Origin of the sequence: Paenibacillus sp. MZ04-78.2, assembly GCF_024213375.1 — a bacterium.
Classification (GTDB): Bacteria; Bacillota; Bacilli; order Paenibacillales; family NBRC-103111; genus Paenibacillus_G.
Genome location: NZ_JANAVJ010000014.1, coordinates 35859 through 49738 on the forward strand (window position 1 = coordinate 35859; position 13880 = coordinate 49738).

The 13880-nt window shown below is 55.6% G+C and carries 14 protein-coding genes and 1 riboswitch; of the genes, 5 read left to right on the forward strand and 9 right to left on the reverse strand.

The features are described 5' to 3' along the window. Positions 1-194: hypothetical protein (locus NLX71_RS12675; RefSeq protein ID WP_254364010.1), on the forward strand; the 194-nt coding region annotated here is incomplete at its 5' end. A gap of 9 nt (positions 195-203) precedes the next feature. Here the strand turns inward: NLX71_RS12675 and NLX71_RS12680 are convergent. Then, positions 204-395 carry a hypothetical protein gene (locus tag NLX71_RS12680; protein ID WP_254364011.1) on the reverse strand — a complete coding sequence of 64 codons (192 nt, stop codon included), beginning with the start codon at positions 393-395 and terminating at the stop codon, positions 204-206. Between NLX71_RS12680 and NLX71_RS27055 the strand changes: the two genes are divergently transcribed. The 4 genes from NLX71_RS27055 to NLX71_RS12695 all read left to right on the forward strand — a co-directional run bounded on the left by NLX71_RS27055 (position 328) and on the right by NLX71_RS12695 (position 3768). Beyond that, entirely contained in the window at positions 328-477 is a 150-nt protein-coding gene (locus NLX71_RS27055; RefSeq protein WP_375377921.1) for an LPXTG cell wall anchor domain-containing protein, read from the forward strand. The two genes, NLX71_RS12680 and NLX71_RS27055, sit on opposite strands and share 68 nt — an antisense overlap. 85 nt (positions 478-562) lie before the next feature. Next, the gene (locus tag NLX71_RS12685; RefSeq protein WP_254364012.1) at positions 563-1240 is read left to right on the forward strand and encodes a class D sortase; all 678 of its coding nucleotides are present in this window, start codon (positions 563-565) and stop codon (positions 1238-1240) included. Positions 1241-1285: 45 nt separating this feature from the next. Continuing rightward, a riboswitch (cyclic di-GMP riboswitch) is annotated at positions 1286-1375 on the forward strand. A 14-nt stretch (positions 1376-1389) separates the two neighbouring features. Next, on the forward strand, positions 1390-2187 hold the full coding sequence (locus tag NLX71_RS12690; protein WP_254364013.1) for a transglutaminase-like domain-containing protein: 798 nt from the start codon (positions 1390-1392) through the stop codon (positions 2185-2187). Positions 2188-2361: 174 nt separating this feature from the next. After that, positions 2362-3768 carry a hypothetical protein gene (locus tag NLX71_RS12695; RefSeq protein WP_254364014.1) on the forward strand — a complete coding sequence of 469 codons (1407 nt, stop codon included), beginning with the start codon at positions 2362-2364 and terminating at the stop codon, positions 3766-3768. A 131-nt stretch (positions 3769-3899) separates the two neighbouring features. Here the strand turns inward: NLX71_RS12695 and NLX71_RS12700 are convergent, their stop codons facing one another. The 8 genes from NLX71_RS12700 to NLX71_RS12735 all read right to left on the reverse strand — a co-directional run bounded on the left by NLX71_RS12700 (position 3900) and on the right by NLX71_RS12735 (position 13872). Then, the gene (locus NLX71_RS12700; RefSeq protein ID WP_254364015.1) at positions 3900-5345 is read right to left on the reverse strand and encodes an MFS transporter; all 1446 of its coding nucleotides are present in this window, start codon (positions 5343-5345) and stop codon (positions 3900-3902) included. A gap of 35 nt (positions 5346-5380) precedes the next feature. Further along, complete coding sequence (locus NLX71_RS12705) at positions 5381-5548, reverse strand: hypothetical protein (protein WP_254364016.1); 168 nt, start codon at positions 5546-5548, stop codon at positions 5381-5383. A 154-nt stretch (positions 5549-5702) separates the two neighbouring features. Further along, complete coding sequence (gene tnpB, locus NLX71_RS12710; RefSeq protein WP_254364017.1) at positions 5703-6812, reverse strand: IS200/IS605 family element RNA-guided endonuclease TnpB; 1110 nt, start codon at positions 6810-6812, stop codon at positions 5703-5705. A 190-nt stretch (positions 6813-7002) separates the two neighbouring features. Next, complete coding sequence (locus NLX71_RS12715; protein ID WP_254364018.1) at positions 7003-8448, reverse strand: MBL fold metallo-hydrolase; 1446 nt, start codon at positions 8446-8448, stop codon at positions 7003-7005. 67 nt (positions 8449-8515) lie between these two features. Beyond that, complete coding sequence (locus tag NLX71_RS12720) at positions 8516-9715, reverse strand: NAD(P)/FAD-dependent oxidoreductase (RefSeq protein WP_254364019.1); 1200 nt, start codon at positions 9713-9715, stop codon at positions 8516-8518. Positions 9716-9884: 169 nt separating this feature from the next. Continuing rightward, a complete protein-coding gene (locus NLX71_RS12725; protein ID WP_254364020.1) occupies positions 9885-11075 on the reverse strand; it encodes an anhydro-N-acetylmuramic acid kinase in 1191 nt (396 codons plus the stop codon). Beyond that, positions 11069-12700 carry a beta-N-acetylhexosaminidase gene (gene nagZ / locus NLX71_RS12730; RefSeq protein WP_309248943.1) on the reverse strand — a complete coding sequence of 544 codons (1632 nt, stop codon included), beginning with the start codon at positions 12698-12700 and terminating at the stop codon, positions 11069-11071. The genes NLX71_RS12725 and nagZ overlap by 7 nt, the downstream gene beginning before the upstream one ends. Further along, a complete protein-coding gene (locus NLX71_RS12735) occupies positions 12697-13872 on the reverse strand; it encodes an exo-beta-N-acetylmuramidase NamZ family protein (RefSeq protein WP_254364080.1) in 1176 nt (391 codons plus the stop codon). Before NLX71_RS12735 ends, nagZ begins: the two co-directional genes overlap by 4 nt. Positions 13873-13880 lie beyond the last annotated feature (8 nt).

Sequence of the window (13880 nt, forward strand, 5' to 3'; positions counted from 1 at the left end):
TCGGGTTCTTCGGGTTCTTCGGGTTCTTCGGGTTCTTCGGGTTCTTCGGGTTCTTCGGGTTCTTCGGGTTCTTCGGGTTCTTCGGGCTCATCGGGTTCGTCAGGTTCGTCGGGTTCTTCTTCATCGCCGACGACAACCGTAACAACGACGACGCCGAATTCGACGTCGACGGGAGTTCAACCGGATGGCAATAAACCGAATGATCAGGAAACGATCGACAGCAATCCCAAGGTGCCGTTAGGCTCTCCGACGGTTAACCCGTCGAAGAATGGGGATAAAACGACCCCGCCGGACGGGAACGATACGATCGAGCTTGCGAATCGGGAAGTGCCGCTAGGCAACCCGCCGAGCAACAAAACTAAAAAAGAAACGCTGCCGAAAACAGGAGAATCCAACCCTGTCTACATCCAACTGGCAGGTGTTGCCTTGATCCTTCTAGGATTTATGATGCGTCGTAAATTTATGAAGAACACCTAGATGGCTTTTCTAAAACAACTTTTCCTAACGCGCGCCTCTTCCGGCGCGCGTTAGGCCGCTTAGCATGACGAAGGAGGAAGTTCGGATGATCAAAAGAACGCTGCCGAGCCTGTGTATTTTTCTGGGAATAGCGATTTTTCTCTATCCCGCGATCATCGATCGCTATGAAAGCTACCAGCAGCAGCAAATGATGAATCAATGGACGGAAACCTTGAAGCGTATCGATCAAGCTGCCGAGACCACAGATTCAAAGCAGCAAAATCTTAATCTCGTACCTATATCGGCAGTCGCTGCTCCTGCGGACAGTCAGCCGCAGCCTTCGAATGCCGAGCCGGAATCCGCACCGGACCCTTTGCAGGGGAAGCCCCTCGAGGGAGTTTTGACCATCGAGAAGATTAAACTGAAGCTGCCGATTATAACGGACGCGACCGTGAACAATCTGAAGCTTTCCGTTGCGAGCATCGCAGGCACCGGGAAAGCCGGCGCCATAGGGAATTATGCCATTGCCGGACATCGCAACTTCACGTACGGGAAAAACTTTAACAGGCTGGATGAGGTCGACAAAGGAGATCTCGTCGAAGTCGATACCGGAAAACAGCAATACCGGTATAAGGTCCAAGAGAAGCTATACGTTCTCCCTGAGGATGTCTGGGTGTTGAAGGGCAACGGCAAAGACAAGGAAATTACGTTAATCACCTGTCATCCTATGGAAAACCCGACACACCGTCTCATTGTGAAAGGGAAATTGATAGAGAACCAATAATATGGTATGCTAGAGGCATAAATTAAACAATATTTCGGTGCTTTCAACCGACAAAGGCAAACCTAACGAAAGTTGGGGACGCAAAGCTACAGGGCCTTCCTTAGTGTCTAACTAAGATGGCAGCCAGTTACCGAAAGGGGAGCTTTTTTATGTTCAAAAAGCTTTTGGCGATGACATTCATCACTACTTTGCTGCTCGCAGCACCAAAAGGAACCTATGCCGCAACCGAAACTTACCAAATCGACCGAACCGCTTTGGATAAAGGACTTATCGCGGTTAATTACACACATAATACCGATACGAAAACGATTGTTCGAATATCGAAGGGCAATGAAAACTACGACTATACCCTGACGAACGGGGCGCACTATCCGTTGCAGCGAGGCAATGGCACGTACAGCGTTCTGATCGCGCAGTTACTAAGCGATAATAAATATAAAGTCGTTTCGAAAGAAAGCATCGAGCTGAAATTGGAAAACGAAAATGCGGTTTTCGTCCAATCGATTCCGCTTATTAACTGGAACAGCCATACGAAAGCCGTCGTTCAGGCAACCAAGCTGACGAACGCCGCAAAGACCGATATGGAAAAAACGGCGGCAATCTATACTTATATAACGCGCAACATCAAATACGATTACGAGAAAGTTCAATCGGTCCAAGACGATTATATTCCTAGTCTGGATGCCGTTTACAATTCGTCGAAAGGCATTTGCTACGATTACGCGGCCATATTTGCGGCGATGGCCAGAAGTCAAAATATCCCGACCCGCCTGCTTATGGGATATGAAGCCTCGGCTCCATCGACGTACCATGCGTGGAATCAAGTTTTCTTAAATGGGCAATGGGTCACGATCGACACGACGTACGACGCAACCCGCGTGCAAAACGGCGAGAAAACCCCGATGATCAAAAATGCGGCGGATTACACGATTACTCAGGTCTATTAGTTCGTTATAATGAAAAACATAGGACACTATTACGTACCCTAACCGTATTCGTTCGAAATACGGTTTTTCTTTGTTCATTTTTCTTAACCGATATTGACAGAGACAACCCGAGGAAGTATGATCCAAATACAAGTTTTTCTATTGGAATTCACAAGATAGAGGAGGCTTTTTGCCATGCATCGTTCCGTTAACAAAAAGAAAAGGTTATTCCCGCTCGCGGCCGTCAGCTTATCGGCGGCTTTGCTCTATTCCGGACTGTACGACGGTTCTGCGGTTCGTACGGAAGCAGCCTCCGCTCCTGCGGCACCGTCTTCCGCGGTGTCCTCTCCCGCTGCGGAGGCCTATAAAGCCTTCTTACAGAACCAGTACAAGATCGAGCTGCCGGCTGCGCCTACGAAGGGCGAATTTATCCGGGACGTAGCGAAGGCGCTGAAGCTCGAAGGCGCCTCTGCCGGGGAAAACCGGTTTAACGATCTGAAGCCCGAAGACCTTGCATACGGGGCCGCCCAGGCTTTGGTCGAGAAGGGCGTTTTGTCCGGCGGAACGCTGCAAGCGGCGGCTCCCCTCACGGAAGATGCGGCGGTCTATATTGCGCTGAAAGCCGCTAATTTGAAGGAGCTCGCCTATACATACCCCGAAACGAAAATCCAATCGGCGCTGCGCAAGCTCGGCATCGACTACCCCGGTAATCCGAAATTGTCGCTGCAAGCGGCGCAGGAGTTGGCGGCGGCCGTGGACACGGGCCTGCTCCCTGCCGCATGGCATAGCTCGTTCGCCCTCGGCGACGCGGCATCCGGTGATTTTGCCGCCGACCTACTCGGCAGCGTCCTGTCGTTCAAAGGCGCTTACAAGCACGCGATTGGCTCCGTGGCTGACGCGGATATTTTCGCCAAGCTGTACCAAGCATATCAGACGCAGGATCTGATTCAGGTGAAAGAGCTGCAAGCCGTCGTCGACGAAGCGCTGAAGCAGAACTTGATCACCGGCTACAATCTGAAGGACTCCCGCTACAGCGCAAACTTCGATCCGAAGCTGTCGCTCACCTACGGGCACGACGATAGTACGCATGCCATACAACTGATCGGACTGCTGCGCAGCGAGGGCTTGAATGCCAAAGTGCAGTTGGAGCCGAAAACATCGGCCTTCGTCTACCTGAAGGAGTGGGGCGAGCCGAAGCAAACGGACAGATACAAGGTCATGCAGATCGAGAACGGCAACTACATCGCCTATGCGAAGGAATATGACATTGCCTTCGAATTCGATACGGCAGAGCAAAAAGCGAAGTTTCAGAACGTGATTTTCCAATACGCCAAAAAGAACAGCGAGGACGCCAAAGGCCTGATCGCCAGCTCCTGGTGGCAGCCGCTCTACTATTCACTCAGCCCGATGGACACGTACAAGGAAATCTCGAACAATAAGCTGACCGCAGGCCACTATTATGCGCAGACGTTCTCCTTGTCGGACAAAACCGCAGAGATCGCATCCGGTCTTCAAAAGATCCGTCCCGATGCCAAAGTGGAGTCTTACCGCTTCTGGGTCGATGAGCCGTTCTACAACTATTTGCTCGGCGGCTATAAATAATCCTGCGCTAACCACGCTTTAGAGGAAGGGGCATGGAGGGCTTTGCAGCCCCGCCATGCCCCTTCCCTGTTGTTCTATGAAAATAAAGTTATAGACTAAGAAAAGCAGCGTGGAATATCAGCTTTACTCCTCTAATGGAATAGATTAGCTGAATTACTGCCTTTCTTGTCGTTGCGCAGTCCGAATGCAGCAAATAGGGCGATAATCACGGCTAAGGTCGTAGCCAGAAATGCATCGGAAAATCCTATCGCATCAAGAGTATACAGTGGATTTAACGATTCGGGAGCATCTCTTCGTGCATGCAAAAATGCTCCGATAACTCCTGCTCCCGTTCCTGCTCCAAGATACAAGGCTCCCTGGAACAAGCCCATTCCAGCACCAACTTGATCTTTTTGAAGAGCGCCTACGGCAGCATTATTGGCAGGTGAGTTGATGAAAGCAAATGCTATCCCCACCCCCATAACTCCAATTGAAACCAAAATAGGAGATGCCCCAGAGGCAAATGACGACAAGAACAGGATGGAAATTCCCGCGACGATCAGCCCGACGATCAAAAGCGGTTTGGTTCCGACTCGATCAGAGATTCGCCCAACCCATGGTGAAAGGAGTGCAACTGCGGCACCTCCTGGTAAAAGTGTCAGTCCAGCTTTTCCGGGGGTAAGCCCATTGATTTCCACAATTAACAGTGGTACAAATACAAGAACAGCAAAATAGGCAAACATGGAGAAGAAAGCGACTACGAGTGAGTTAATAAAAAATTTGTTTTTGAACAGAACCGGCGGTACAAATGGCTTGCTTGCTATACGTATACGCCAAATGAAGCCGATCAAGCTTACTAAGGACCCCAGCAGACTTCCTAGAGAAGAAGATGAGGCGAAGCCAGCTGACTCCCCTTGTGTTACCCCAAACAGCAAAAGTCCTGCGGTCAGGCCGAGTAGGGCACCGCCGACCAAATCAAATCTCCGTTCGTCATTACCTTCTAATGTTGGTTTAATCGGTGGTAGAGCATATATAGATCCACCTACTATAAGGAGCGACAGAATAAACGTTATCCAGAATAGAGAGTGCCATCCCCAAATTTGACCAACAATTCCTCCGAAAATCGGTCCGAAAGCCGTTCCAATTCCTATGCACCCTGCAACAACACCTAAAGCCGATCCACGTTTTCCTTCCGGAAAAACCTTAGAAATAGCCACAACGGATAGGACAGGAATGGCAGCCATTCCTGCGCCTTGAACCATTCGGCCAAACACTAATACTGGAAGACTTGGAGCAACGGCACAGATAAGACTTCCAAGAGTCAATATGGAAGTAGCAAATGTGAACAGCTTCCTCAGCTCAAAAAAATCAGACATCCTACCGTAAAGGGGAACCCCAATTGCTAGTACAAGGGCAACGCCACTTACTACCCAGCTTACTTGCGCCTTTGAAGCTTTCAAAGACTCGCTTATCATACTCAGAACAGGATTCACCATATCTACAGTAATGGCAGCCAGAAGAGAAGATAAAACTAAGACCGTCATCAACAACTTTGTAAATGCTCTATTTTGATCGTTTGATTTTGTGTTTGTGTTCATTTAGCTATGGCCTCCTAAAATATTGTATTACTATTTTAGGAGGCTAAATCAACTGCTTTCTTAGCCAAGCAGGCAAAAAGTAACCGGAAACTATTTTCGTGAATTGTATATCTGAAAAAGGGCGTACGTATCCTGTTGCAAAAAAGCTCGCCTGAAAATTTTACATTTTTCCCTAAAACGCCATTCATGAAAACAGCCTCCATCTCTTTTCACCTCCTTTCCTTACAAATATTTGATTATTATATTTGAAATTGAACACTCCCACCACCTGCGCTAATGGCGCTGAGGTGGGGGATTCTTGCGAACAGAGAAGCATCCTTCTCTTCTTGAGCAAGCGATCCCTGCGGTTCCCGCAGTTCAGCCCATCTTCGCCAACAAACGCAGTCCTTCTTGCAAGATGTTCATGCTCGCATTGTGGTCACGGTCATGGTGCGTCCCGCATCCTGAACAGGTCCACGCTCGCAAGTTTAGATTTTTCACTTCGGGATTGCGCGATTGGCAACCATGACAAAGTTGACTGCTTGGATAGTTTTTGGAGACCATGCTGATCGTGCGACCATACCACGTTGCTTTATATTCCAGCATCGTGCGAAGGGTTGACCAGCTTGCTTCAGCAATGGACTTTGCTAACTTGTGATTTTTCATTAGATTTTGAACCTGCAAATCTTCCAGACAGATCGTTTGGTTTTCACGGATCCACTTGGTCGAGAGCTGATGTAGAAAGTCTTGCCGGGCGTTAGCGATTCGCTCATGCATGCGAGCGACTTTTTGCTTCGCTTTTCGATAGTTGGCTCCACCTTTCAGTCGACGAGACAACCGTCGCTGCCAAAACGCAAGTTGCTTTTCGTAGGTGCGCAGGGGCTTGGGACTCGCAATGTTTTCTCCACTGCTGCAAACGGCAAACGACTTGATGCCGAGGTCTATGCCGATGACGGTATCCACGTGAGGAAGCGGCTGGATGTCTACTTCACACAGGATCGAAACGAAGTACTTGCCTGTGCCGTTTCGACGCACCGTAGCAGACAAGATCCGTCCTTCGATTTCACGGGACTTGGCAAAGCGCACCCATCCGAGCTTCGGAAGTTTCAGCAGATCGCTGGCAACGGCAATATTGCCGTTCGTAAACTTCGTGGTGTAGCTTTGGACGGGATTGCGTTTGCCCTTGAAACGAGGCGGATCGTTTTGCTTTCGAAAGAAGCGATCAAACGCATCTGCCAGGCTGCGAACGGCGGATTGCAAAGCAATGCTGTCCGCGTCCTTGAGCCAAGGCCATTCCTTTTTCAACGCTGGCAGCCCGGTTGCACAGGTCTGGTAAGACAAGCCTCTGCCTGTTTCTTGGAAGGTGTCGTTCCACCTCGTAAGGAAGTGGTTAAAGACAAAGCGAGCGCATCCAAACATCTGATGGATCAGCGTCGTTTGCTCCTCCGTAGGGTAGATGCGAAAGCGAAAAGCTTTATGATGCAACATGCGAGACTTATCTCCTTTGGTGATTTCATGACAATTATAGCACGTATGTTCGCATTCGTATACAAGAGATGCTGATTCATCTCCCCCTTATCGAAGAGGGAGTCTTCTCAGCCTTAACGATAAATTAAATGACAAGGTTAACAACATCAGTCTAAATCTTTATTTTCGCAGAACACTTGTTTTATACGCTCTACCTGTTCCCGGCCGCCTGCGGCTTCGAACCGTCTTCGTGCGGCAGTCCTTCTTCCCGCCAGCGAATATACCCGCCGCTCAAGTTAATCACTTCTTTGATCCCGCCGGCCTGCATCAAGCTTGCGGCGATGGCCGAGCGCGCGCCCGAACGGCATTGCAGCAAGACCGGCCTATCTCGCGGAATTTCGCTCAAGCGGCCGGGCAAATTGCCCAACGTAAGATGCTGCGCCCCGGGAATGCGTCCTTCCTGCCATTCGCTCAAGCTTCGCACATCTACCAGATGCACGTCCCCCGCTTCCACCTTCCCGGCCATCTCGGACGGGGTCGCTTCGGCATACGACTCCATGCGCGAGGAATCGGCCGCGCGAAGCTTGCCCGCATCCATATAGCCGGTCACGTTGTCGATGCCGATGGATCGGAGCGCGGTCAAGATGTCCGGCCATTGGTCCGGCTTCGCCAATACCGACAGCGGACGCTCGTAATCGGCCAGCCAGCCGGCCCAGTTCGGAAACGATTTGTTATAGGGTATATTGATCGTCCCTTCCAAATGTCCTTTGGCAAATTCCTTGGCAGGGCGGGTGTCGATCACCGTTGCGCCCGCCTCACGCAAGGCGGTTAACGCTTCCAGCGACCCCAATTCCGCCACCGCCGCAAGGCGGCCCAGCAGCTCCGGTCCCTTCCGGTTCACCTGCTTCATAATGGCAAAATAACGCGGCGGCTCAGGCTGTCCATCAAGCAGCGCCTGAACGAATGCCTCTTCGTCCATATAAGACAGCGCCGGGTTAAACCGCTTCTCGTAGCCGACGGTGGAGGACGGCACCGCCCCGAGCGACTTGCCGCACGCGCTGCCTGCCCCGTGCGCTGGCCACACCTGCAGGTAATCCGGCAGCAGCTTGAATTGCTGGAGAGAGCGGAACATCGCCCGGGCCCCGGCCTCGGACGTGCCGCGAAGTCCGGCCGCTTTTTCCAGCAGGTCCGGCCTGCCGACATCGCCCACAAAGACGAAGTCCCCCGTGAAAATGCCCATCGGTGCGTCCGCGCCCCCGCCGAGATCAGTCAGCAGCAGCGAGATGCTCTCCGGCGTATGGCCCGGCGTGTGCAGAACCTCGAACAACAAGTTGCCGACCGTAAACCGGTCCCCGTGCTTTACAAGCCGACACTCCGCCTCCTCCGCGTACCGGTACCGCCAATCGTCGCCGCCCTCGTCCGACAGATACAGCTTTGCTCCATGCGCGACGCCAAGCTCGCGGGCCCCCGAGACGAAGTCCGCGTGAATATGGGTTTCCGTAGCGGCAACAAGGCGCAGCCCTTCCGCTTCGGCGGTCCGCAAGTAAGGCGCCGGATGGCGGCCGGGATCGATCACAATCGCTTCGCCCGTCCGTTGACAGCCGACCAGATAAGAGGCGTGAGCCAGTTTTTCATCGTAAAAATACCGCAGCAGCATATTCCTTCCCCCTTTAAAATTCGCTTATTGTGCAGTCCCTTTCATTTGCCTTGTTACATTTGCCTTGTTACATTCGTCCTTTTAACATCCCGTTCCAGTACATGACGGGCAGCACATTTTTCTTCAACAAGTACATGCTGAACCGCTCCTTCGATTGATCGAACGGGAACGTCTCCTGCGGCATCAGGTTATAATCGAACTCGGCCAGCACCAGCCGGTTGTACCCGGTGACCAGCGGACAGGATGTGTAGCCGTCATAGCTCGCGGTCAGCGGCTCGCCTTGCAAGAACGCCAGCACGTTCCGTTCGACGACCGGAGCCTGCTTGCGGATAGCGGCGCCGGTTTTGGACGTCGGCAAATTCGAGCAATCCCCCAAGCCGAACACATTCGGGTACGCTTTGTGCTGCAAAGTGGAAAGATCGACATCGACCCAGCCTCCCTTGTCGGCGAGCAGACTTTCGCGGATAAACGAAGGCGCTTGCATCGGCGGCGTAACGTGAATCATGTCGTAGGAGAGGACCTCCTGCTCCTTCGTACCCAGATGCTCGAACACCGCTTGCTTGGCCCCCGGACGCAGCTCGATCAGATGGGTCCGGTACTTCGTCTCGATCTTTTTCCGCCGGATGACTTGCTCCAGCGTGTGCGCGTATTTGGGAACGTCGAAGATGACGTCCTTCGCCGAGGCGAATATCACGTTCGACCGGTCGCGTACCCCCGATTTGCGGAAATAGTCGTCCGCCAAATACATGATTTTTTGCGGCGCGCCGCCGCATTTGACCGGCGTATTCGGATGCGTGAAGATCGCGGTCCCGCCTCGAAAATTCCGGATCGCGTCCCATGTGCTGTCTACCGTCTCATACGCGTAGTTGCTGCATACGCCATCAAGGCCCAAGGCTTCCTTCAAGCCTTTGATCCGCCCCCAGTCGATTTCCAGCCCTGCCGCCACCACGAGGCAATCATAGCTGATCTCTCTTCCCGGCTGCGTCAGGAGCCGGTTATCCTCCGGGTCAAACGACACAACCGCCTCTTGAATCCAATCGACGCCGTCGGGGATGAGCGAGGCCATTTCCCGCTCCGTCTCCTCCTTCTTCGCCGCGCCTGCGCCGACCAAAGTCCACAGAGGCTGGTAATAATGCTTCGCCGCCGGATCGATCAGCGCGATGCGTCCCCGGAGCGTCCGGGAAGCCCGGGCCAAGCGCGCCGCCACGGAAATACCGGCGGTTCCTGCACCTACGATGACAACGGAATAATGCTCTGGAGCTGCCATAATCACCCTCCCGCTTACATGTTAGGGATTCATCATCAAAATATGGGATTAATATTATTTATTTTCCTGATTTATGTGTGATACGTCAAATTGGCGGCAAAAAAATAGCAAGCCTTCCCCAGAGCGTTCTCTTGAGAAAGGCTTGCTGCATAAGCCAAGTCATATTCTGTCATTCCGGCAAAGCGAGCTTGCCCATGACGGCCGGACGCGAAGCGCCAGTCGCAGACGGCAGCTGGTTCGGAATACCGTGCAGGAAATTGTTCGCAAACAAGGCGAATGCGATCGCTTCCTTGGCATCGCCGGAGATGCCGAATGCATCCGATGAGAGCACCCGCTGCTCGGGCAGCAGCCCGGCCAGCATCCGCAGCAGCGTCCGGTTGTGCGCACCGCCGCCGGACACGATCACTTCGTCCGCCCGGCAGACGGGGAAAACGAAGTCGCGGTAGCCTGCGGCAATAGAACGCGCGGTGAAGGCCGTGAACGTGGCGACGATGTCCGCGTCCGCGAGCCCCAGCCGCCGCGCTTCGCCGATCCACTCCGCCGCGTACGGCTTGCCGAACATTTCGCGGCCCGTCGTCTTCACGGGCTTCAGCGCCAAGTACGGATGGCTCAGCATCCGGTCTAAGAGCGAGTCGTCCGCCCGCCCTTGCGCCGCCCAAGCCCCTCCGTCGTCATAGCTCTTCGCACCGCCGGATAGCTGATAGACGGCTTCGTCGATCAGCATGTTGCCCGGTCCCGTGTCGAAGGCGATGACCTCCTCCGGCAGTGCGCCCGCCGGGATGGCGGTGCAGTTGCCGATGCCGCCGATATTTTGCGCGATGCGGCCCTTGCTTGCATCCCGGAACAGAATGAAATCGGCGTACGGCACGAGCGGCGCGCCTTGCCCGCCGACCGCCATATCGGCGGTACGGTAGTCGCCGACGACCGGCTTGCCGGTTTGCTTGGCGATCACCGATAGATCGCCGATTTGCAGCGTCGAGCGGACCTGGCACCATTCGCCCGGGTCGGCCTCGGGAATATGCCATACCGTCTGGCCGTGCGAGCTGACGAGGTCGATCTCGTCCATCGACACCCCCGCTTCCGCAGCAGCCTGCTGCACCGCCTCCGCAAAAACGCGGCCTAGATAAAAGTTCATGCCGCACACCATCGCCACGTTCGACCGATCCAGGCTGCATAGGTCCTTCAGCTTCTCGCGGAGCGTGTCGTCGTAAGGAACCGCTGTGTAATGGACAAGCTCGGCCTTCGTATCGAGCCCCTGCCCCTCGATGCGGACGATCGCAGCATCGACTCCGTCGAGCGACGTGCCGGACATCAGGCCGACGACCAGCCGCTGCGGTTTGCGGAAGTAGGACGCTAGCATGGCCCGTTCGCCCCCCAGCCCGCGGGATAAGCTTCGCTGATCGTGACCGGCAGCTTGCCTCGCATCGGGATCGCGCCGGTCAGCCCTTTGGCCGCGCTCTCCAGCGCGAGCGGCCTAGATTCATACACCGCCGCATAGGTCGATACGCCCGGGAATTCGCGCAGATCGTACGGATTGCGCAGCGCGACGACAATCGGCCGCTTGCCGAGCGATTGCAGCGCTTCGATCAACCGGACCTGCCCGGGATAAAAGGAAGCGTTGTACGTGCCCACGACGACCTGCCCGAACGGCTCGGCCTGCGTCAACAGCGCTTGCAGCGCCTCGCCGTCCGGCGACACGGGAATGATCCGTTCGACAACGTCCATTCCCTGCGCGGCCAGCGCTCTTCCGAATGTATGCGGAATATCGACGGCTTCATCGGCAATCGAAGTCGCAACAGCCGACGTATGGATAACGAGCGTCGGAACGTGCCGGAGCGGCAGCAGCCCTTCCTCGTCCTTGACCAGCGTCACGCTGGCCTCGCTGATCCGCCTCGCCGTCTGCCGGTGCGCCTCGCAGCCGACAAGGCGGAGCGCCGCTTCATGCAGCACCGGCGCTCCGCCCGTCCCGGCGGCCAGCCGCTTCCGCTTCAACGCAAGCAGCCTGCGGACCGACGCGTCGATCCGCTCCTCGCTGATCCGCCCGGAGCGGATCGCCTCCAGCAGCGCGTCGAGGGCGCCTTCCTGCAGCTCGCGGCTGTGGCTGATCAAGACAATGTCCGCGCCCGCTTCCACGGCCAGAACTGCCGCTTGCACCGTGCCGTAATGGTCGGCAATCGCCTGCATCTCCATGCAATCCGTCACGATGACGCCGTCGAAGCCGAGCTCTTCCCGCAGCAGTCCCGTCAGCACGCGGCGGGATAATGTCGCTGGCAGCCGTTCCGGCTCGAACGCGGGAAACACGATGTGCGACGACATGACCGCATCGACGCCTTCGGCAACGGCGCGTTGGAACGGAACCAGTTCGACCGCTTCGATCCGCCCGCGCGAATGTTGGATCGTCGGCAGGTCGAGGTGGGAGTCCGTATTGGTATCGCCATGGCCCGGAAAATGCTTCGCCGTCGCCGACACGCCCGCGTCCTGAAAGCCGCGGATCGCAGCCGCTCCGTACGCCGCAACGGCCTCCGGGGCTTCGCCGAAGGAGCGCACCCCGATCACCGGATTGGCCGGATTGTTATTGATATCCAGGTCCGGCGCAAAATTCATGTTGACGCCGAGTGCCCGCAGCTCGCGGCCGGCAACGAAGGCCGCTTCGTACGCCGCCTCCACCGAGCCCCCGGCGGCAATCGCCATCGCTCCCGGCATCAGCGCGACGCCTTCCGTTATACGCGCCACCATGCCGCCTTCCTGATCGATGGAAATCCACAGCGGAGCCGTCCCTGCCCGCTGCGCCGCCTCCTGCAGCTTCCCGGTCAAAGCCGCGACCTGCGCCGGGTCCTGCACATTGCGCGCGAACAAAATAACGCCGCCGATCCGCCGCCGTTCGATCAGCTCCAAAATATGCTCGTCCGGCTCCATAGTGTGGAAGCCTGCCTGGATAAGCTGTCCGACCTTTTCCTCCAACGTCATGCCTGCAAGCTCCATCATGCTTCCCCTCCGTACAACAAATATGGCCGCCTCGCGTCGTTCCATGCGTTCGCTTGCGCGTCCCATAACGATAAAATCCGGTTCAGCCCCGCCTCCGCATGAATCGAAGTGCGGACAAGATCGCTGCCGGACAAATAGTCGATAAAAGGCTTCCGCCCTTCCTTAAACGGCGGCGTCCACTGAAACTGTGCCGGGTAAAGCGCCGCAATCGCATGCAGCAGATGCAGCGCCGTCGCGACGGAACGATATGCCGCCGGATCGGTCACGAACACCTGAACGCCGCCGCACAGCTCGCCCTGATGCTTCGAGAACGTCGGCGTAAAATAGACCGGCTGCAAGTGCACGCCCGGCAGTCCCAAGCGGTTCACCGCTTCGCTAACCGCGCGTCCGTCCATCCAGGGCGCGCCGAGCAGCTCGAACGGCCGTGTCGTCCCCCGTCCTTCGGACACATTCGTGCCTTCGAACAGGCAGTTCCCCGCATATACCCGCACCGTGTCCATTGTCGGCATATTGGGCGAAGGCATAACCCATGGCAGCCCCGTTGCGGGATACTCCATGTCCCGTTCCCAGCCGAGCAGCGGCACGACCTGCAAGCTGCACCGTACTGGCAGGCGGCTGTTCACGTACCCCGCAAACTCCCCGATGGTCAGCCCCGTGCGGAACGGTACCGCCCACGCGCCGACCATCGATTCGTAGCCCGCCTCCAGCATTCCGCCCTCGCTGACGATCCCGCCGAGCGGATTCGGCCGGTCGAGCACGATCAGCCGTTTGCCGTAGGCTGCGCACGCTTCCATCGTATAAACCAGCGTACTTAAATAGGTGTAAAAGCGCACGCCCAAATCCTGAATGTCGAAAATGACGGCGTCCACCCGGTCCATCATCTCTTCCGTAGGCCGCTTGTGGTCCCCATATAAACTAAAGACGGGAATCCCCGTCTTATCGTCCTTCTCATCACCGAAGCGAACCCCCGCCTGCCGCTCGCCGCGAATGCCGTGCTCGCAAGCAAACAACGCCGTCAATGCCACCGACTTGAACCCGGCGCACCGGTCGATCACGGATTCGAACCGCTGATCGATGCCCGTCGGGTTCGTCAACAGCCCGAAGCGCTGTCCGCGCAGCTCGGATTCCAACAGCGGAAGACGGTCCGCTCCCGTCTGAACCGTCTGAACCATCCCTTCCA